Origin of the sequence: Marichromatium sp. AB31 (assembly GCF_003718685.1) — a bacterium.
GTDB classification, from domain to species: Bacteria; Pseudomonadota; Gammaproteobacteria; order Chromatiales; family Chromatiaceae; genus Marichromatium; species Marichromatium gracile.
The window spans coordinates 27,283-46,985 of sequence record NZ_RHFI01000004.1; the positions used below are offsets into that span (position 1 = coordinate 27,283).

The 19,703-nt window shown below is 69.6% G+C and carries 13 protein-coding genes; 5 read left to right on the plus strand and 8 right to left on the minus strand.

Features of this window, described 5'->3' with window-relative positions:
- Positions 1-117 precede the first annotated feature (117 nt).
- Together EBL84_RS04815 and EBL84_RS04820 are read left to right on the plus strand one after the other, a co-directional pair.
- Positions 118-489, plus strand: coding sequence for an Mth938-like domain-containing protein (locus EBL84_RS04815; RefSeq protein ID WP_223806955.1), 372 nt, complete (start codon positions 118-120; stop codon positions 487-489).
- A 20-nt stretch (positions 490-509) separates the two neighbouring features.
- Positions 510-1,208 (plus strand): hypothetical protein, encoded by a 699-nt coding sequence (locus EBL84_RS04820; RefSeq protein ID WP_123139785.1) that lies wholly within the window; start codon positions 510-512, stop codon positions 1,206-1,208.
- Here EBL84_RS04820 and EBL84_RS04825 read toward each other — a convergent pair.
- The 8 genes from EBL84_RS04825 to mtnA form a co-directional block, all read right to left on the minus strand.
- A complete protein-coding gene (locus EBL84_RS04825; protein ID WP_123139786.1) occupies positions 1,187-2,053 on the minus strand; it encodes a prephenate dehydrogenase/arogenate dehydrogenase family protein in 867 nt (288 codons plus the stop codon). The two genes, EBL84_RS04820 and EBL84_RS04825, sit on opposite strands and share 22 nt — an antisense overlap.
- Entirely contained in the window at positions 2,050-3,162 is a 1,113-nt protein-coding gene (gene hisC / locus EBL84_RS04830; RefSeq protein WP_123139787.1) for a histidinol-phosphate transaminase, read from the minus strand. The genes EBL84_RS04825 and hisC overlap by 4 nt, the downstream gene beginning before the upstream one ends.
- Before the next feature lie 141 nt (positions 3,163-3,303).
- Positions 3,304-4,404, minus strand: a complete 1,101-nt coding sequence (gene pheA / locus EBL84_RS04835) for a prephenate dehydratase (RefSeq protein WP_123139788.1) — start codon at positions 4,402-4,404, stop codon at positions 3,304-3,306.
- 2 nt (positions 4,405-4,406) lie between these two features.
- On the minus strand, positions 4,407-5,591 hold the full coding sequence (locus EBL84_RS04840; protein WP_123139789.1) for a 3-phosphoglycerate dehydrogenase family protein: 1,185 nt from the start codon (positions 5,589-5,591) through the stop codon (positions 4,407-4,409).
- 53 nt (positions 5,592-5,644) lie between these two features.
- On the minus strand, positions 5,645-6,730 hold the full coding sequence (serC, locus tag EBL84_RS04845; protein ID WP_123139790.1) for a 3-phosphoserine/phosphohydroxythreonine transaminase: 1,086 nt from the start codon (positions 6,728-6,730) through the stop codon (positions 5,645-5,647).
- 33 nt (positions 6,731-6,763) lie between these two features.
- Positions 6,764-9,376 carry a DNA gyrase subunit A gene (gene gyrA, locus EBL84_RS04850; RefSeq protein WP_123139791.1) on the minus strand — a complete coding sequence of 871 codons (2,613 nt, stop codon included), beginning with the start codon at positions 9,374-9,376 and terminating at the stop codon, positions 6,764-6,766.
- A 506-nt stretch (positions 9,377-9,882) separates the two neighbouring features.
- A complete protein-coding gene (locus tag EBL84_RS04855; RefSeq protein WP_123139792.1) occupies positions 9,883-10,932 on the minus strand; it encodes an EAL domain-containing protein in 1,050 nt (349 codons plus the stop codon).
- A 109-nt stretch (positions 10,933-11,041) separates the two neighbouring features.
- Entirely contained in the window at positions 11,042-12,097 is a 1,056-nt protein-coding gene (gene mtnA / locus EBL84_RS04860; protein ID WP_123139793.1) for an S-methyl-5-thioribose-1-phosphate isomerase, read from the minus strand.
- Positions 12,098-12,167: 70 nt separating this feature from the next.
- Here mtnA and EBL84_RS04865 point away from each other — a divergent pair, with 70 nt between their 5' ends.
- The 3 genes from EBL84_RS04865 (at position 12,168) to EBL84_RS04875 (ending at position 19,700) form a co-directional block, all read left to right on the plus strand.
- Positions 12,168-13,484 carry a TRZ/ATZ family hydrolase gene (locus tag EBL84_RS04865; RefSeq protein ID WP_123139794.1) on the plus strand — a complete coding sequence of 439 codons (1,317 nt, stop codon included), beginning with the start codon at positions 12,168-12,170 and terminating at the stop codon, positions 13,482-13,484.
- A 201-nt stretch (positions 13,485-13,685) separates the two neighbouring features.
- A complete protein-coding gene (locus tag EBL84_RS04870; RefSeq protein ID WP_123139795.1) occupies positions 13,686-15,872 on the plus strand; it encodes a tRNA(Met) cytidine acetyltransferase TmcA in 2,187 nt (728 codons plus the stop codon).
- Between the two features lie 201 nt (positions 15,873-16,073).
- Positions 16,074-19,700 (plus strand): EAL domain-containing protein, encoded by a 3,627-nt coding sequence (locus EBL84_RS04875; RefSeq protein ID WP_255420152.1) that lies wholly within the window; start codon positions 16,074-16,076, stop codon positions 19,698-19,700.
- Positions 19,701-19,703: the final 3 nt, after the last annotated feature.

Consider the following 19,703-nt stretch of genomic DNA (forward strand, 5'->3'; position numbering starts at 1 on the left):
GGCTGGAGGCTGGAGGCTGGAGGCTGGAGGCTGGAGGCTGGAGGCTGGAGGCTGGAGGCTGGAGGCTGGAGGCTGACAGCTTGTCCCCTCCCCGAGCCCTGGGGTATGGTCCGAGACATGAAATTCGCCCAGACAGAAGACGCCGACAGCAACCGGGTACAGGGTTACGGCCCCGAGGGGACCCAGATCCGCGAGCGGCGCTACACCCATGCCCTGCTGGTCTCGGCCGAACGGCTCGACCCCGACTGGGGACCGGCGCGCGCCGAGGCGCTCACCCCCGAGCACATCGCCGCGCTGCTCGAGGGCGATCCCCAGGTCATCGTCATCGGCACCGGGGCGCGTCAGGTCTTCCCCGACCCCGCGGTCTATCGCGAGGCGATCGCGCGCGGGGTCGGCGTCGAGTTCATGGACACCGGCGCGGCCTGCCGCACCTTCAACATCCTCCTCGCCGAGGACCGGCGAGTGGTGGCCGGGCTGCTGCCCTACTGACCCGCACCGGAGCACACGCCATGGATCGCGCCCTGGTCCCCGGTCTCCTCATCGCCGCCCTGCTCGCCATCCTCGGACTGGCGCTGCTGATGCCCGATCCGCCGGCGCCCGCCGGTGCGCGTCTGCCCTGGCAGGTGAGCCTCAGCGCCGACGGCGCCACCGAGGTCTTCGGTCTGACCCTCGGCACCAGCACCCTGGCCGACGCCCGCACGCTGTTCGGCGAGTCGGGCGAGCTGAACCTGTTTCGCGCAGGTACCGAGCAGGCGCCGCGCCTGAGCGTCGAGGCCTATTTCGCGCGCCTGCACCTGCACCGGCTGCGCGCCGACTTCATCCTCAGTCTGGCGATCCCGCCCGAGCGGCTGACCGCGGCCTATGCCCGCGGGCTGCGCATCAGCCAGCTGCCGAGCGGCGACAAGAAGGTCCGTCTCGCCCCCGAGGACGAGACCGCGTTCGCCGCCGCGCCGATCCGCGCCATCACCTACCTGCCCCAGGCGCGGCTCGATCCGGCGCTGATCGAGCGCCGCTTCGGCCAGCCGGCACAGCGCCTCGTCGAGTCCGAGGGCGGCATCGTCCACTACCTTTATCCCGACCGCGGCATCGACATCGCCCTCGCCGCCGACGGCGAGACCGTCATCCAGTACGTCGCCCCGGCGGCCTTCGACACCCTGCTCGCGCCGCTCGAGGCGCGCGCGCTCGATCAGCGCACGCCGTCGATGTAGCGGTCGCGCGCCTCGCGCGCGCGCGCGAACAACGCCAGCAGCTCGTCGCCGTCCTCCTCGCGGATCAACCGCGCGAGATCGGCCAGCTCGACGCTGAAACGTCCGAGCATCGCGCTCAACGCCTCGCGGTTGGCCAGACAGATGTCGCGCCACATCTCCGGGCTGCTCGAGGCGATACGGGTGAAGTCGCGAAAGCCGCCGGCGGCGTAGCGGAAGATCTCGTCGTTCTCGCGCATCCGCGCCAGGGTGTCGACCAGACCGAAGGCGAGCATGTGCGGCAGGTGGCTGGTCGCGGCCAGCACCTCGTCGTGGTGGGAGACGTCCATCCGCGTCACCTCGGCCCCGCAGGCCCGCCACATCGCCTCGACCCGATCGACCGCCTCCGGCGCGGTCTGCTCCACCGGGGTGAGGATCACCCGACGATCGCGATAGAGCTCGGCGAAGGCGGCCTCGACCCCGCTGCGCTCGGTGCCGGCGATCGGGTGTCCCGGCACCAGGAACGGCGGCGGCGCGCCGAACACCGCGCCGGCATCGGCCACCACGCTGCCCTTGACGCTGCCGCCGTCGGTGACCACCGCACCCGGCGCGAGCGCCGGGGCGATGGTCTCGAGCACCCCCCGCATCGCCCGCATGGGCACGGCGAGGAAGACCATGTCGGCGCCGGCGACGGCCTCGGCCGGGTCCTGGCTGAAGCGATCGATCACCCCCAGCTCGCGGGCGCACTCGAGGTTGGGCAGCGAGCGGCCGCAGCCGACCACCTCGCCGACCGCCCCGGCCTCGCGCAGCGCGCACGCCAGCGAGCCGCCGATCAGCCCGACGCCGATGACCGCGAGCCGCGCGATCATCGGCCCAGCACCTGCTCGAGCGCGGCGATGCAGCGGGCGTTCTCCGCCTCCAGCCCGATGCTGATGCGCAGGTGATTGGGCAGCCCGTAGTTGGCCACCGGACGCACGATCACCCCCAGGCGCAGCAGGGCGTCGTTGACCGGACCGGCCGGCCGGCCGACGTCGACGGTGATGAAGTTGCCCACCGAGGGGATGAAATCGAGCCCCAGACGCGCGAAGGCCTCGGTGTACTGGCGCATCCCGGCGCGGTTGAGCTCGACCGAGGCGCGCACGTGCTCGCGATCGTCGAGGGCGGCGACCGCCGCGGCTTGGGCCAGGGCGTTGACATTGAACGGCTGGCGTACCCGGTTGAGCAGGTCGGCGACCTTGGGATGACTCAGCCCGTAGCCGACGCGCAGCGCCGCCAGCCCGTGGACCTTGGCGAAGGTGCGGGTGACGATCAGGTTGGGGTGCTTCTCCAGCCACAGGGTGGCGTCGGGGAAGTCGGGCTCGCTGACATAGTCGGTATAGGCCTCGTCGATCACCACCAGACAGGTGCGCGGCAGCGCCTCGATGAAGCTCTTGAGCGCGGCGGCGTCGAGCCAGGTGCCGCTGGGGTTGTTGGGGTTGGCGATCCACACCACCCGGGTGCGCTCGTTGACCAGCGCGGCCATCGCTTCGAGATCGTGGCCGTAGTCGCGCGCCGGGGCGATGCGCGCGCTCGCCCCCACCGCCTGGGTGGAGATGGCATAGACGGCGAAGGCGTGTTCGGAGAACACCGACTCGGTGCCGGGCTGGAGGAAGGCGCGCGCGATCAGGTCGAGCACGTCGTTGGAACCGTTGCCGAGGGTCACCGCACTCGGCGAGACGTCGTGGTGGGCGGCGATCGCCATGCGCAACTCGAAGCCACCGCCGTCGGGGTAGCGACCGAGGTCGCCGCAGGCCTCGGCGATCGCCGCGCGCGCCTTGGGGCCGGGGCCGAGCGGATTCTCGTTGGAGGCGAGCTTGACCGCGTCGGTGATGCCGAGCTCACGTTCGAGCTCGGCCATCGGCTTGCCGGGGACATAGGGCGAGAGACCGGCGACCCAGGGTGCGGCGATCTCGAGGAAGGGGTTGTCTTGATTGGGCATGATGCAGACTCGCGATGTTCTCGTCCTGATCGTCCCGGGGGATGGGACGAGATCCGTGATTGATGATCGGAGGCCGGGCGACGCGCGATCGCCCGGTAGCAGTCTCGACCGGCGCAGGGGCTGCGCCGGGGTCGGTCGCGGCTAGAGTACCGCCACCGGATAGGAGCCGAGCACCTTGAACAGCTGCGCCTCGCGCTCCAGGTGTTCGAGCGCCGCGGCGACCGGCAGGTCCTCGCGGTGACCGATGATGTCGACGAAGAAGACATAGTCCCAGATACCGCGTCGCGAGGGCCGCGACTCGATCCGGGTCATGCTGATGCCGTGGGCGGCCAAGGGCATCAGCAGCGCATGCAGCCCACCGGCCTTGTTGCGACACGAGAGCAGCAGGCTGGTCTTGTCCTCGCCGCTCGGCGGTGCGTCCTGCTTGCCGATGACGAGAAAGCGGGTGGTGTTGCCCGGCTCGTCCTCGATGCGCTCGGCGAGCACCGCCAGGCCGTAGATCTCGGCGGCCTGATGGCCGGCCACCGCCGCCGCGCCCGACTCCTTGGCGGCGGTGCGCGCGGCGTCGGCGTTGCTGCCGACGGCCACCCGCTCGGCGTGCGGCAGATAGCGATCGAGCCACTCGCGACACTGGGCGAGCGACTGCTGGTGCGAATAGACGGTGCGGATCGCGCCGAGCTCGGTCTCGGCGCTCATCAGATGATGATGGATGCGCAGCGTGACCTCGCCGGTGATCGCCAGCGGCGAGGTCATGAACAGGTCGAGGGTGTGGCTGACCACACCCTCGGTGGAGTTCTCCACCGGCACCACGCCGAAGTCGCAGGAGCCGGCCTCGACCTCGCGGAAGATCTCGTCGATGGTGGCCATCGCCCGGGTCACCACCGAGTGACCGAAGTGCTTGATCGCCGCGGCCTGGGTGAAGGTACCCTCGGGCCCGAGAAAGGCGGCCTGCAACGGACGCTCGAGCGCCAGACAGGCGGACATGATCTCGCGAAACAGCCGTGCCACCTCCTCGCCGTCGAGGGGCCCCGGGTTGGCGTCCTTGACCCGGCGCAGGATCGAGACCTCGCGCTCGGGACGATAGAACTGTACCGCGCGGCCATCGGTCTCGGTCTTGATGTGGGCAACACGCTGGGCACAGCGCGCCCGCTCGCTGATCAGATCGAGCAGTTCCTGGTCGATGGCATCGATCCGTCCACGGACCTGATCGAGCCCGTCCTGGTCGTGTGTGTTGTCGGCCATGGTCAGCACGCCTCCGGCAGCGGGTCGAGCGCACGCGCCGAGCACACCCCATCGATCGCCGCCAGGGCGGCGAGCGTCTCCGGCGGACAACGCCGGTCGACGTCGATCAGGGTCACCGCGATGGTCTCGCGCGAGCGGTTGAGCATATCGAGGATATTGAGCCCGGCGGTGCCGAGATGGGTCGAGATCTGACCGACCATGTTGGGGACATTGTTGTTGACGATGGAGATCCGTGCACCGCCGTTGCGCGGCAGCACGATCTCGGGGAAGTTGACCGAATGGGTCACGTTGCCGTTCTCCAGATAGTCGCGCAGCTGCTCGGCGACCATCACTGCACAGTTGTCCTCCGCCTCCCGGGTCGAGGCACCCAGGTGCGGCAGCACCACCACCTGCGGGTGGGCCTTGAGCTGGTTGTTGGGGAAATCGCAGCAGTAGCCGTGGAGCCGCCCCTCGTCGAGCGCCGCGAGCACCGCCGCGTCGTCGACGATGCCGCGCCGCGAGAAGTTCAGCAACAGCGCCCCGTGACGCATGCCGCGGATACGCGTGGCATCGATCAGATGACGGGTGTCCTCGGTCAGCGGCACGTGGAGGGTGACGCAATCGGCACGCGCGAGCACCTCGTCGACGCTGTGCGCGGCCTCGACGTCGTGTTCGAGCTGCCAGGCGCGGGCCACGGTGATGGTGGGGTCATAGCCGATCACCCGCATCCCCAGCGCCCGCGCCGCATTGGCCACCTTGACCCCGATCGCGCCGAGCCCGATCACCCCGAGGGTACGCCCCGGCAGCTCGAAGCCGACGAAGGCGCGCTTGCCCTGCTCCACCGCCTGCTGGATGGCGGCATCGTCGCCATCCAGCCCCTCGACGAAGCGCAGCGCCTGGGCGATGTTGCGCGAGCCGATCAGCAGCGCCGCGAGCACCAGCTCCTTGACCGCGTTGGCGTTGGCTCCCGGGGTGTTGAACACCGCCACCCCGCGCGCGGTCAGCGCCGCCACCGGGATGTTGTTGGTGCCCGCGCCGGCGCGCCCGACGGCGCGTACCGAGGACGGCACCGCCGCGGCCTGCAACGGCGCCGAGCGCAGCAGGATGGCGTCCGGGTGGACGATCTCCGAGGCCACCTCGTAGTGCTCACGCGGCAGCCGCTCGAGCCCGGCCACCGCGATCTGATTCAAGGTCTGGATCCTGAACATGCCCGCTCGGCCTCCTGCATGATGACGGACGCGCGCCGACGCCCGGATGCGCCTCAGCCGTGACGACGCTCGAACTCGCGCATGAACGCGACCAGCGCCTCGACCCCGGACTCGGGCATGGCGTTATAGATGCTCGCGCGCATCCCGCCAGCCGAGCGATGGCCCTTGAGCGCGGTCAGCCCCGCGGCCGCGGCCTCTTCGAGGAAGCGCCCGTCGAGCGCCGGATCGGCCAGGGTGAAGGGGACGTTCATCCACGAACGCGACCCCGGGTCCACCGGATTATGGTAGAAGTCGGATGCGTCGATGGTGCCATAGAGCAGCGCCGCCTTGCGGGCGTTGATCTCGGCCATCGCGCCCAGCCCGCCGTTCTCCCGGAGCCACTGGAACACCAGCCCGGCGAGGTACCAGGCATAGGTCGGCGGGGTGTTGTACATGGAGTCGGCGTCGGCGTGGACCTTGTAGTCGAACATGGTCGGGGTCGCCGCCTGCGGCTGGCCGAGCAGGTCGTCGCGGACGATGACGATGGTCAGTCCGGCCGGACCGATGTTCTTCTGCGCCCCGGCATAGATCAGCCCGAAGCGCGAGACGTCGATCGGGCGCGACAGCAGGGTCGAGGACATGTCGGCGACCAGCGGCACCACGCCGGTCTCGGGGACGTAGGAGAACTCGACCCCGGCGATGGTCTCGTTGGGGGTGTAGTGGACATAGGCCGCGCGCTCGCCGCTGAGCGCCAGCTCGTGCTGCGCCGGGGCGCGGCCGAGCGACTCCTCGACGGTGCTGGCGGCGACATTGACCGCGCAGTAACGCCGCGCCTCGGCGATCGCCTTCTTCGACCAGGTGCCGGTGTTGACGTAGTCGGCCTCGCCCTTGCCGCGCAGCAGGTTCATCGGCACCATCGCGAACTGGCTCGAGGCACCGCCCTGGAGGAACAGCACCCGATAGTTGTCCGGGATGCCCAGCAACGCGCGCAGGTCGGCCTCGGCGCGCTCGGCGATGGAGACGAAGGCCTTGCCGCGGTGGCTCATCTCGGCCACGCAGGTCCCCGTACCCTGCCAGTCGAGCATCTCCTCGCGGGCCTGCTGCAGCACCGCCTCGGGCAGCATCGCTGGCCCGGCGCTGAAATTGTACACTCGAGCCATTCTCACTCTTCCCCTAGCACAGAATCAGGATTGTCAATCGCGCGGCTCGGCATCCGCGCCCGCCTCGTCGGCAACATCCGAGGCATCGGCCTCGGCCTCCGCCTCCGCCTCCTCATCGAGCGCGACCACGCGCTCGACATAGGCCAGCCGCTCGCCGGCGCCGAGGTTGATCAGCTTGACGCCCTGGGCATCGCGCCCGACCACCGGGATCTCGTCGACCGAGGTCCGGATCAGGGTGCCGTGCTCGGTGATCAGCATGATCTCGTCGCCCGGCAGCACCAGCACCGCGCCGACCTGCTCGCCGTTGCGCTCCGAGGTGCGGATGGCGATCACGCCCTGGGTCCCGCGCCCCTTGGTCGGGAACTGGTCGACTGTGGTGCGCTTACCATACCCGTTTTCGGTGACGCTGAGCACGGTACCGGGCTCGGGCACCACCAGCGAGATGACGCGCTGATCGGGCTGCAGCTTGACCCCGCGCACGCCGTGCGCGGTCCGCCCCATCGCCCGCACCTGGTCCTCGGAGAAGCGTACCGCCTTGCCGGCGGAGGTAAACAGCATCAGGTCCTGGTTGCCGTCGGTGATCGCCACCCCGACGAGATACTCGTCCTCGTGCAGATCGATGGCGATGATGCCGCGCGAGAGCGGACGCGAGAAGTCCTGGAGCGGCGTCTTCTTGACCGTGCCGGCGCTGGTGGCCATGAACACGAAGTAACCGTCCTCGTACTCGCGCACCGGCAGCATCGCGGTGATGCGCTCGCCCTGCTCGAGCGGCAGCAGGTTGACCATCGGTCGACCGCGCGCGCTGCGTCCGCCCTGGGGCAGCTCGTAGACCTTGATCCAGTAGACCCGACCACGGCTGGAGAAGCAGAGCACGGTGTCGTGGGTGTTGGCCACGAACAGCCGATCGATGAAGTCCTCCTCGCGGAAGGAGGTCGCGCTCTTGCCGCGCCCGCCGCGGTGCTGGGCCTGGTAGTCGCTGAGCGGCTGGGCCTTGACGTAGCCCTGGTGGGAGAGCGTCACCACCAGGTCCTCGGGGGCGATCAGGTCCTCGAGGGTGAGGTCGGTGTGGTCGATCTGGATCTCGGTGCGACGCGCGCTGCCGAACTGCTCGCGGATCGCCTCCAGCTCCTCGCGGATCACCGCCATCAGCCGCTCGGGATCGCCGAGGATCGACAGCAGCTCGCCGATGCGGGCGAGGATCTCCTCGAACTCCTTGAGGATCTTCTCCTGCTCGAGCCCGGTGAGTCGGTGCAGCTGCAGCTCGAGGATCGCCTTGGCCTGGCGCTCGCTCAGGCGATAGCCTTCATCGGTCATGCCGAAGCCGGGATCGAGCGTCTCCGGACGGGTCTGCTCGGCCCCGGTGCGCGACAGCATGTCGCTGACCGCGCCCGGCGCCCAGGCCCGCGTCATCAGTCGCTCGCGGGCCTCGGCCGGGCTCGGCGAGGCCTTGATGGTGGCGATCACCTCGTCGATGTTGGCCAGGGCGATGGCATAGCCCTCGAGCACGTGGGCGCGATCGCGCGCCTTGCGCAGCTCGTAGAGGGTGCGGCGGGTGACCACGTCGCGCCGGTGACGCAGGAAGTATTCGAGGATCTGCTTGAGATTGAGGGTGCGCGGCTGACCGTCGACCAGGGCCACCATGTTGATGCCGAACACCTGCTGCATCTGGGTGTGCTGGTAGAGGTTGTTGAGCAGCACCTCGGGATGGGTGTCGCGCTTGAGCTCGATGACGATGCGCATGCCGTCCTTGTCGGACTCGTCGCGCAGCCCGTCCTGGGCGATGCCCTCGATCTTCTTCTCCTTGACCAGCTCGGCGATGCGCTCGAGCAGCCGCGCCTTGTTGACCTGATAGGGCAGCTCGGTGACCACGATCGCCTCGCGACCGCTGCGACTCTGCTCCTCGAAGTCGGCGCGCGCGCGCATCACCACCCGGCCCCGGCCGGTGCGATAGGCCTCGCGGATGCCACGTACCCCGTTGATCAGGGCACCGGTGGGGAAGTCCGGGCCGGGCACCAGCTCGATCAGCTGCTCGAGATCGACCAGGGGGTCGTCGATGATCGCCAGACAGGCGTCGATCACCTCGTTGAGGTTGTGCGGCGGGATGTTGGTCGCCATGCCCACGGCGATGCCCGAGGAGCCGTTGACCAGCAGGTTCGGGAAGCGCGCCGGCAACACCGTCGGTTCCTGCTCGGTGTTGTCGTAGTTGGGCGCGAAGTCGACCGTCTCCTTGTCGAGGTCGTCGAGCAGCGCATCGGCGATGCGGGTCATCCGCACCTCGGTGTAACGCATCGCCGCCGGCGGATCGCCGTCGACCGAACCGAAGTTGCCCTGACCGTCGACCAACAGGTTGCGCATCGAGAACGGCTGGGCCATGCGCACCATGGTGTCGTAGATGGCCGAGTCGCCATGGGGGTGGTACTTACCCATGACGTCACCGACGACGCGCGCCGACTTGCGATAGGCGCGATTCCACACGTTGCCCTGCTCGTGCATCGAGAAGAGCACCCGGCGGTGCACGGGCTTGAGACCGTCGCGGACATCCGGCAGCGCGCGCCCCACGATCACGCTCATGGCGTAATCAAGATAGGACTGACGCATCTCGTCCTCGAGATTGATGGGCAGGACTTCTCTGGCGAATTCTGGCATGGGTGTGGTGAACCGGCTGTAAGCGTGCTTGAGGGAACCTCAGAGCGAGGCCCCTGATGCGTGTTCTGAACCTGTCGATTCTACCACGCCGCGCCAAGGCACGCTGGAGACGATCGGCTGGGCGGGGAACCAGCGACCAGGGAAGAGCGAACCGCCGAGAAGATCGAACCGCCAAGATACCGTCTTGCCCGTCAATCGCCGATCATGCACACCAGCCTCCCCGACTGGAGGCTGGAAGCTGGTTCGAACCGCCAAGCCGCCAAGAGCGCGAAGATGGAGAAAGGCTTCCAGCCGCCAGCTTCCAGTGAAGGGGCTGGGTTGTCTCGTCGCGTCGCGGTTGACCGCAAACCGACACTGGAGGCTGCTTGCTGAAGACTGGTCGCGCACTTTGCGGCTTTGCGGTTCAATCTCCTGGCGGCTGGCGGCTGGCGGCTGGTAGCTGGTAGCTGGTAGCTGGTAGCTGGTAGCTGGCGGCTGATAGCTGGCGACTGGCAGCGACCCTCCGCTCAGCCCCCGGCCACCCCGGGACCGGGGCGTCCGAACAGATAGCCCTGGACCAGATCGGCGCCGTGACGGCGGACGTAGTCGAGTTCGGCCTCGGTCTCGATGCCCTCGGCGAGGAGTTCGATGTCGAGCTCGGCGGCGATGCCGGCGAGGGCGCGATAGATCGACTGGCGGGCGGGATCGCGGTCGATGTCGCGGATGATCTCCATGTCGACCTTGATGATGTCGGGGCGCAGCTGGGCGAGTAGGTTGAGCGAGGCATAACCGCTGCCGACGTCATCGAGCGCCACCCGGTAGCCGGCGTCGCGATAGTAGTCGAGGATGCGTTTGAGGTGCTCGATATCACCGACGCGCTCGGTCTCGACCACCTCGAAGACGATCCGACCGGGATCGATGCCGAGCTTGCGCGCCCAACCGACGGTGCTGCGCAGACAGTGCACCGGATCGTAGATCGCCGTCGGCAGGAAGTTGATGAACAGCAGCCCGTCGAGCCCCTGGGCGGCGGCGCAGTGCAGCGCCGCGGCACGCGCCTGACGATCGACCTGGAACAACAGGTCGTTGGCCGCAGCCAGCGAGAAGATCTCGCCCGGGAACATCAGCCCGCCCTCCGGCAACCGTCCGCGCAGCAGCGCCTCGTGCCCGACCACCGCACCATCGGCGATCGAGACGATCGGCTGGAACCAACTGACGAAGCGCTGGTATTCGAGGATCTCGAGCAGCGGGCGCGCCGCCAGCAGGGCGAACCAACGCTCCAGCGAATGGGCGCGGGTGAAGGCGTGAAAATCCAGGCCCTCGCCCGGAGCGAGCAACAGTGCCAGGATGCCCTCGCGCTCGAGGGCGTTGAACGGTTGATCGACCCGCAGTCGCTCGAGGAAGTCGAGCAGGCAGGTGTCGGGCAGGCGCACCACCATCTCCTCGACCCGGTGGACCAGCAACGCCTGCTCGAGATAGCCGAGACACTTGTCGCGCAGCTCGCGCACCGCAAAGGTCAACAACAGCTCGCCCCGCGCCGAGGACGTCAGGGGCAGTGTCTGACAACGCGGACAGGCCATGAGGATCTCCATCTGTGAGGACCGCGGGTCAAGGGCCGGACCGCACAGGCCCGACCCCTTGATCTATGGATAACAGGCGCGCGGCCCAAGGTCCAACCCGACGCCCGCCTCAGCCCATCAGCGCGCGCATCCGTTCAGGGGTCGGCTCGAGCACCACCCCGCGCTCGGTGACGATGGCATCGACCAGTGCCGCCGGGGTGACGTCGAACACCGGGTTGCGCGCCGCGCAGCCCGCCGGCGCCACCGGGTTGCCGCCGCAGCCGAGCAGCTCGGCCGGATCGCGCTCCTCGATCGGGATCTCGGCGCCGGTGGCCAGCCCCATGTCGATGGTCGAGGTCGGCGCCGCGACCATGAAGCGGATGCCGTGATGACGCGCCATCACCGCCAGACCATAGGTACCGATCTTGTTGGCGACGTCGCCGTTGGCGGTGATGCGATCGGCGCCGACCACCACCCAGCCGACCCGCCCCTGCGCCATCAGGCTGGCGGCCGCACAGTCGGCCTGGAGGGTGACCGGGATGTCGTCCTGCATCAGCTCCCAGGCGGTCAGCCGCGCGCCCTGCATCCACGGCCGGGTCTCGTCGGCGTAGACCCGCTCGACCTTGCCCGCGGCGTGCGCGGCGCGCACCACGCCGAGCGCGGTGCCATAACCGCCGGTGGCCAGGGCGCCGGCGTTGCAGTGGGTGATGATCTCGGTCGGCGCGGTGATCAGCGCCGCGCCCAGCTCACCGATACGCCGGTTGGCCGCGCGGTCCTCCTCGTGCACCGCGCGCGCCTCGGCGAGCAGCGCGGCGAAGGGGTCGGCGGCACCCAGGGTGGCGATCAGCGCGCGCATCCGCCGAATCGCCCAGAACAGGTTGACCGCCGTCGGACGCGACCCGGCGAGCCGCTCCAGATCACCTTCGATGGCCTGCTTCCAGTCCGTCCCGGCGGCGGCGAAGGCGGTGCGCCCGGCAAGCGCCACGCCATAGGCCGCGGCCACACCGATCGCCGGCGCGCCCCGCACCACCATGTCGCGGATCGCCTCGGCGACGGCGGCGGCGTCATCGTAGGCCAGCACCTCGATGCGCGCGGGCAGCACCCGCTGGTCGAGCAGATAGAGACGATCGTCCTGCCAGCGCACGGCGTCATCGGGGGTGGGGACGAACGGGGTTGCAGTTTCCATCAAAGGCTCCTTGTGGCATTTTGCGCGCATTGTCCCCGATTTTGCCGCCGTCACCAAAGGACCCCTATCGATGCAAGCCGAGCTCCTCATTCATGCCCCGTGGATTCTCCCGGTCGACGCCGCCGACAGCCAGCTCGACGACCATGCGATCGCGGTGTCCGAGGGGCGTATCCAGGCGCTGCTACCCTCGACCGAGGCGCGCGCCAGCATCGAGGCGCAACGCGAGATCGAGCTCCCAGGGCACGTGCTCATCCCCGGGCTGATCAACGCTCACACCCACGCGGCGATGAGCCTGATGCGCGGGCTCGCCGACGACCTGCCGCTGATGACCTGGCTGCACGAGCACATCTGGCCGGCCGAGCAGCGCTGGGTCGATCCCGCCTTCGTCGGCGACGGCACCCGCCTGGCGGTGCTCGAGATGCTGCGCGGCGGCGTGACCTGCTACAACGACATGTACTTCCACCCCGAGGTCAGCGCCCAGGTCACCGCCGAGGCCGGGATGCGCGCGGTCATCGGCATGATCGTGATCGATTTTCCCACCGGCTATGCCGCCGACGCCGACGGCTATATCGCCAAGGGGCTGGCGCTGCACGAACGCTATCGCGATCATCCGCTGATCCAGGTCGCCTTCGCCCCGCACTCGCCCTATACCGTCTCCGACGCGCCGCTGGGCCGGGTGCGCACCCTCGCCGATCAGCTCGAGATCCCGATCCACATCCATGTCCACGAGACCCGCGACGAGGTCGCGCAGTCGCTGCGCGATCACGGCCAGCGCCCGCTGGCGCGGCTCGACGGGCTCGGGCTGCTCGACCCGGCGCTGCTGGCGGTGCACATGACCCAGCTCGAGGACGCCGAGATCGAGCGTCTCGCCGCCACCGGCGCCCATGTCGTCCACTGCCCCGAGTCCAACCTCAAGCTCGCCAGCGGCTTCTGTCCGCTCGCCAGACTGCTCGAGGCCGGGGTCAACGTCGCCCTCGGCACCGACGGCGCGGCCAGCAACAATGACCTCAGCATGCTCGGCGAGATGCGCACCGCCGCGCTGCTCGCCAAGGGCGTCTCCGGCTCGGCCGCCGCCGTCCCGGCGAGCGCCGCACTGCGCATGGCCACCATCAACGGCGCGCGCGCCCTCGGGCTCGATGACGAGATCGGCTCGCTCGAGACCGGCAAGGCCGCCGACATCGTCGCCGTCGACCTCGGCGATGCCCACACCCAGCCGGTCTATCACCCCACCTCGCAGCTGGTCTACGCCGCCAGCAGCCATCAGGTGCGCCAGGTCTGGATCAACGGCCGCCAGGTACTGCGCGACGGTGCCCCGACCCTGATCGACACCGCCGACACCTTCGCCCGCGCCCGCACCTGGGGCGAGCGCCTGGCCGCGAGCGATTGAGCAACGCCGGGGCACAGTTGCAAGCTGTTGAACCGCAAAGACGCGAAGGACGCAAAGAAAGCGACCGTTTGGCCTGGGGGCCTGTATTCAAGCGTTGTGATCATCACCAGATCGCCTCTCCTCCAGCAGCCTTTCATCCCTTCGTGCGCTTCGCGTCTTTGCGGTTCAAACCGCTGGCGACCGAAGGCTGACGCCTGAACCATGCCCACCCCGGCTCCGTCACCACAAGCAACGGCCATCGTCGCGCTGGCGCGGGCGCTGCGCGCCGAGGCGCTGGGGTGTCGACAGCGCCGGGTGTTGCTGGTCAGCGGCGAGGTCGGCTGGTGTGAGCGTCAGGCGCTGGCGGTGCTCGCAGCGCTGCCGGGGGTGGCGACGACCTGGCTCTCGGCACGCACGAGCCCACCCCAGGCTGAACCGCTGGGCGCTGCACGCAAGCTGCTCGGGGGCGAACTCGCCCTGCTGGTCTACGACGCCCACGGCGGCTTCGACCCCGACGCCTTCGGCGCCGCCACCGGCGCGCTGATCGGCGGCGGGCTGTTGCTGCTGCTGACCCCGCCGCTGGCCGAGTGGTCGACCCTGACCGACCCGCAGACCGCGCGCCTCGCCCCCTGGCCCCATCCGCCACAACCGGGCGGGCGCTTCATCGCGCGGCTGGCGCGGGTGCTGGTGAGCGACCCCGCGCTGGTCCACATCGACCAGTCGCAGCCCCCTGCCCACTGGCCGCAACCCGCCCCCCGCGCGCCGGCCCCGGCCCCGCCGCCAGCCCCGGACGCCGAGGGCGCGGCGAGCGCCGATCAGGCGCGGGCGATCGCGGCGGTGCTGCGGGTCGCGCGCGGACGCGCTCATCGCCCGCTGGTGCTCAGCGCCCATCGCGGGCGCGGCAAGAGCGCGGCGCTCGGCATCGCCGCGCGGCGGCTGCTCGCCGAGGCCGAGGACTATCGCATCCTCGTCACCGCGCCCAACCGGGGCGCGGCGGCGACCCTGCTCGGACATGCCGGAAGCCACCCGGGGCTCGACTTCGTCGCCCCCGCCGACCTGCTCGACCGCCACCCCGCCGCCGATCTGGTACTGGTCGACGAGGCCGCGGCGATCCCCGCCCCCCTGCTCGAAGGGCTGCTGCACCGCTACCCGCGACTGGTGTTCGCCGCCACCGTCCACGGCTACGAGGGCACCGGACGGGGGTTCGAGCTGCGCTTTCGCGATGCGCTCGAGCGCCACACCCCGGGGTGGCGGCTCGAGCGGCTCGAACAACCGATCCGCTGGGCCGCGCACGACCCGCTCGAGGCGCTGGGCTTCCGCGCCCTGCTGCTCGATGCGGCCATCCCCGCGATCGACCCGCCGAGCAGCACGACGCTCGCGGGTATCACCTGCGAACGCCTCGATCGCGACACCCTGGCCGGGGACGAGACCACGCTCGGGGCGCTGTTCGGGCTGCTGGTCCAGGCCCATTACCAGACCCGCCCGGCGGACCTGCGGATGCTGCTCGACGGCCCCGGGGTGCGGGTCTATGCCTGTCGGCTCGCGGGCCGGGTGGTGGCGACCCTGATCGCCAGCGCCGAGGGCGGCATCGACGACCCGGCGCTGCGCGCGGCGATCTTCGAGGGACGCCGGCGCCCGCGCGGTCATCTGCTGCCGCAGACCCTCTCGGCCCATGCCGGGCTGGCCGAGGCCCCAGCGCTGCGCGCGCTGCGGGTGGTGCGCATCGCCACCCACCCGGCGCTGCGCCGACACGGGCTGGGCGCGCGACTGCTGACGACCCTGCAGGCGGCGGCACGCGCCGAGGGCCTCGATCTGGTCGGCACCAGCTTCGGCGCCACCCCCGGGCTGCTCGCCTTCTGGCGCCACCAGGGCTGGCGACTGGCGCAGGTCGGCACCAGCCGCAACGCCGCCAGCGGCGAACACGCGGTGGTGCTGCTCGCGGCCTGCTCGGCGGCGGGTAAGCGACTGGCGACCCGCGCCGAGCGCCGACTCGGCGCGCGGATCGGGATCCTGCTTGCCGGGCCGTTGCGCGCCCTCGACCCGAGGATCGCCGCGGCACTGCTCAGCGCACTGCCCCCGCCGAGCCGCGACGCCCTGGAGGAGGACAGCGCCGAGCTGCACGCCTTCGCCAACGCCCACCGCACCCTCGAGGCGAGCCTCGCGCCACTGGTCGGGCTGACGCGGGCGCGGCTCGCCGAGACGCTGCGGGCAGGACGGATCACCCCGGACGAGGCGGCACTGCTGGTCGCCTGCGCACTCCAGCTGCATGCCCCGGCGACACTGGTCGAGCGCTTCTCCGCGAGCGGCCGAGAGGCACTCACCGAGCAGCTCAGGATGGTCACGGGACGACTGCTGGAAGCGGCCATGCCGGGGGCAGGTGCCGACAAGACCACACCCCGGACACCCTGAGCCTGACACCGCGATCCGACCAGGGGTGACGCCGCTGGAATCGACTGGAAAGCGATCGCATTTCCCCCTCGGGGCCGTGCGTTCGAGGTCCAACTGCGTCTACACTGCCAGTGGATGCCCACAAGCTGCCAGCCGCCCCTTTCAAGCTCGACCTGGATTCGCATGCCGGACAGTATCGCTACCCCGATCCGAATTGGCCTGATGCCGCCGCTCACCGGCCTGGTCTCGCTCTACGGCCCGGAGATCTCCTGGGCCGGGCGTATCGCCTGTGCCGAGATCAACGCCGCCGGCGGGGTACTCGGCCGCCCCCTCGAACTGGTGATCGTCGACGACGGCAGCCAGCCCGAGACCGCCGTACCGACCGCCGCCCGACTGATCGACACCCATCGCTGCGTGGCACTGATCGGCAACCTGCTGTCGAACTCGCGCATCGCCGTGGCCGGGCGGGTCTCGCAGCCACGCCGCGTGCCCTATCTCAACTTTTCCTTCTACGAGGGCAGCATCCACCACCGCTATTTCTTCAATTTCGCCGCCCTGCCCAACCAGCAGATCGATCACATGATCCCCTACATGGCGCGGCTGGCCGGCCCCAAGATGTTCTTCGCCGGCAGCAACTACGAGTGGCCGCGCGGCTCGATCGACGCGGCCAAGCGCGCGCTCGTCGCCTGTGGCGGCGAGGTGGTGGGAGAAGAATATCTTCCCTTCGGCAGCGCCCGGCTCGGCGCCCTGCTCAACCGGGTCGAGCGCTCCGGCGCCGATGTCTTCGTGCCCTACTTCGCCGGGGCCGACCAGATCGAGCTGCTCAACCGCTTCGACCAGCTCGGTCTCAAGTCACGCATGGCCGTGGTCATGGGCCATTTCGACGAGGCCATGGCCGCGCACCTCGCCCCCGAGGTGCGCGAGGGCTTCTATTCGAGCAGCACCTATTTCATGGGCCTCGACACCCCGGCCAACCACCGCTATCTGCGCGCGCTCGCCGCCCTCCCCGAGGTCGAGGCGCTGCACCCCGAGGGGCGTGGCGTGCTGACCAACTTCGGCGAGGGCACCTATGTCTGCGTGCACGCCTTCGCCCAGGCAGCCAATTGCGCCGGCTCGGTCGAGCCCGAGGCGCTGGTCGAGGCGCTCGAGCAGGTCGTCATCGAGGCGCCACAGGGAGAGGTACGGATGGATCCGATCACCCATCACGCGGCGGTCAACGGCCATCTGGCGCGCTGCGACTTCGCCGGGCGTTTCGAGATCATCGAGTCCTTCGGCCGTACCGCCCCTGAGATCCCCGAGCGTTACTCCCACCTGCAGCGGCGACCGCACCCCGACGACGCCGGAGACAAGCCCGACGGGCAGGAGCACGAGACCAGGGCCGTGGTCCCCCAGGTCGCCGTGGTCGGTGTCGACGACCGTGACCGGATCGAGTACGTCAACCGGGCACTGCTCAAGCGCTGGGGGATCGCCGAGGAGTCCGAGCTGCTCGGCAAGCCGATCACCCTGCTCTGGGCCGAGGCCGACGAACCACTGGCCGAGGCGCGCCGCAACCTGGCCGAACAGGACGAGTGGCAAGGCATGCTGCAGGCACGCCTGAACGACGGCAGCCTGCGCCAGCTGGCCGTGGTCGCCGAACCGACGCTGCGCGCCGATGCCCGCGCCGGCTACACCCTGGCCTGTATCGACACCGAGCCACCATCGGCCAGCCAAACCTCGCCCTTCGGCCCCGAGCAGATGCTGTCGATGGCCGATGTCGCGGTGCTGGCCATCAGCGCCGAATCGATGGTGATCGAGGCCAACCGGCGCGCCGCCGAGCTGTTCGGCTATCGGGGCGACGAGATGGTCGGGCTGGCGCTCGAACAGCTCATCCCGCCGCAATACCGTCAGCGCCACGGCCAGCTCATCCAGCGCTTCCTCAATGGGCCTGAGCACGAGCGGCGGATGGGCATGCGCACCGAGGTCAGCGGATACCGCAAGGATGGCTCGTCCTTCCCCGCCGCGGCCTCGATCTCCAAGGTGATGAGCAACGGCGAGTGGGTACTGGTGGTCACCCTCAGCGATATCACCGACCGCAAGGTGGCCGAAGAGGAACTGGAGTGGCGTGCCTCGCACGACACCCTCACCGGACTGCCCAACCGCGCGCTGATCCGCGAACGGCTGGCCCACGCGCTGACCCGCTCACGCACCCAGGGACACGGGGTGGGCGTGCTGTTCATCGATCTCGACGGCTTCAAGCTGGTCAACGACAGTCACGGACACGCCACCGGCGACGCCCTCCTGAAGGGCATCGCGCAACGACTGGTCAGCCATGTCCGACCCGGCGACACCGTGGCGCGACTCGGTGGCGACGAGTTCGTGGTGCTCTGCGACCGCGTCGACACCGCGGCGACCCTCACCGCGCTCGCCGAGCGCATCAACGACCTGCTGCGCGAGCCGCTGCAACTCAACCAACACCAATTGTTCGCCACCGCCAGCATCGGCGTGGCGCTCGGTCACGGCACCACCCACAATGCCGATGACCTGCTGCGCAACGCCGACGCGGCGATGTACTCCGCCAAGGAGCAGGGACGCGACGGCGCCCGGCTGTTCAGCGAGGAGATCCACGAACAGGCGCGCCGGCGCTTCGATATCAGCAACGGGCTGCGCCAGGCGATCGAACGCGACGAGCTGGAGGTCCGCTTCCAGCCGATCCTCAGCGTCGATACCCTGCAGATCCGCGGCGCCGAGCTGCTGCTGCGCTGGTTCCCGAGCGCCGGCGAGGTCTCACCGGCACACTTCGTGCCGATCGCCGAGATGAACGGGGCGATCGTGCCGATCGGCAAGTGGGTCTTCCGTCAGGCCTGTCTGGCCGAGGCCGAGTGGCGCGCCAGCTTCGGCGCGCGCGCCCCTTATATCAGCGTCAACGTCTCGGCGCGCCAGCTCAACGACGCCACCCTGGTCGATGACTTCGTCGCCATCCTCGAGGCCACCGGAGCCGATCCCGAGCGCATCCTGCTCGAGCTCACCGAGACCTCGCTGATGAGCAACGTCAACTTCAATCTCGGCATGCTGCGCCGACTCGCCGAGCGCGGGCTGCGAGTGGCGGTCGACGACTTCGGCACCGGTTACTCGTCGCTCGCCCAGCTGCTGCGCCTGCCGGTGAGCAGCCTCAAGATCGATCGCGAGTTCGTCGACGGACTCGACAAGCGTCACGACAGCCGCGCCATCGTCTCGGCCGTCTGCAGCATGGCGCGCGCCATGGGACTCGGGGTGATCGCCGAGGGGGTGGAGAACCCCCGCCAGTTCGACTATCTGCGCGACATGGGTTGCGACCACGTCCAGGGCTATCACTTCTATCGCCCGCTGACCGCGCAGACGATGCGCGAGCTGCTCGGTGCCGCGCCGTCCGAGACCACGGTGCTCGCCGAGCACGACCTCTACGCCCTGCTCTATGTCAGCCAGGCCACCGAACCGATGAGTCCGCGCGAGCTACAGGAGCTGCTCAAACAGTCGCGCGAGTCCAATCGACGCCAGGGGCTCACCGGCTTCCTGCTCTATCTCAACGGCAGCTTCATGCAACTGCTCGAGGGCAGTCGTCCCCGCCTGCTGCGCCTGCTGCAGCAACTGCGCGAGGATCCGCGCCATCACGGCGTGCGGGTGGTCTACGAAGGGGTGGTGAAGCAACGCATCTTCGCCGACTGGAGCATGGGCTTTCGCGACCTCGAGCACCTCGAGGACGACTACGACTTCGCGCGCTGGCGCGCGCGCACCCTCAACTTCGTCGACATGTCCGAGGATGCGCGTGCCTGCTTCAACCTCATCGCCGCCTTCGCCACGCAGACACAGGAACAATCGCGCAACGCACGCTGAACC

Bases quoted from the DNA above. Each gene is read 5' to 3' on its own strand.
- hisC (WP_123139787.1), bottom strand. From the start codon at position 3,162: ATGCCCAATCAAGACAACCCCTTCCTCGAGATCGCCGCACCCTGGGTC.
- EBL84_RS04855 (WP_123139792.1), bottom strand. From the start codon at position 10,932: ATGGCCTGTCCGCGTTGTCAGACACTGCCCCTGACGTCCTCGGCGCGG.
- EBL84_RS04820 (WP_123139785.1), top strand. From the start codon at position 510: ATGGATCGCGCCCTGGTCCCCGGTCTCCTCATCGCCGCCCTGCTCGCC.
- EBL84_RS04825 (WP_123139786.1), bottom strand. From the start codon at position 2,053: ATGATCGCGCGGCTCGCGGTCATCGGCGTCGGGCTGATCGGCGGCTCG.
- pheA (WP_123139788.1), bottom strand. From the start codon at position 4,404: ATGGCCGACAACACACACGACCAGGACGGGCTCGATCAGGTCCGTGGA.
- EBL84_RS04875 (WP_255420152.1), top strand. From the start codon at position 16,074: ATGCCGCCGCTCACCGGCCTGGTCTCGCTCTACGGCCCGGAGATCTCC.
- EBL84_RS04865 (WP_123139794.1), top strand. From the start codon at position 12,168: ATGCAAGCCGAGCTCCTCATTCATGCCCCGTGGATTCTCCCGGTCGAC.
- mtnA (WP_123139793.1), bottom strand. From the start codon at position 12,097: ATGGAAACTGCAACCCCGTTCGTCCCCACCCCCGATGACGCCGTGCGC.
- EBL84_RS04870 (WP_123139795.1), top strand. From the start codon at position 13,686: ATGCCCACCCCGGCTCCGTCACCACAAGCAACGGCCATCGTCGCGCTG.
- gyrA (WP_123139791.1), bottom strand. From the start codon at position 9,376: ATGCCAGAATTCGCCAGAGAAGTCCTGCCCATCAATCTCGAGGACGAG.
- serC (WP_123139790.1), bottom strand. From the start codon at position 6,730: ATGGCTCGAGTGTACAATTTCAGCGCCGGGCCAGCGATGCTGCCCGAG.
- EBL84_RS04815 (WP_223806955.1), top strand. From the start codon at position 118: ATGAAATTCGCCCAGACAGAAGACGCCGACAGCAACCGGGTACAGGGT.
- EBL84_RS04840 (WP_123139789.1), bottom strand. From the start codon at position 5,591: ATGTTCAGGATCCAGACCTTGAATCAGATCGCGGTGGCCGGGCTCGAG.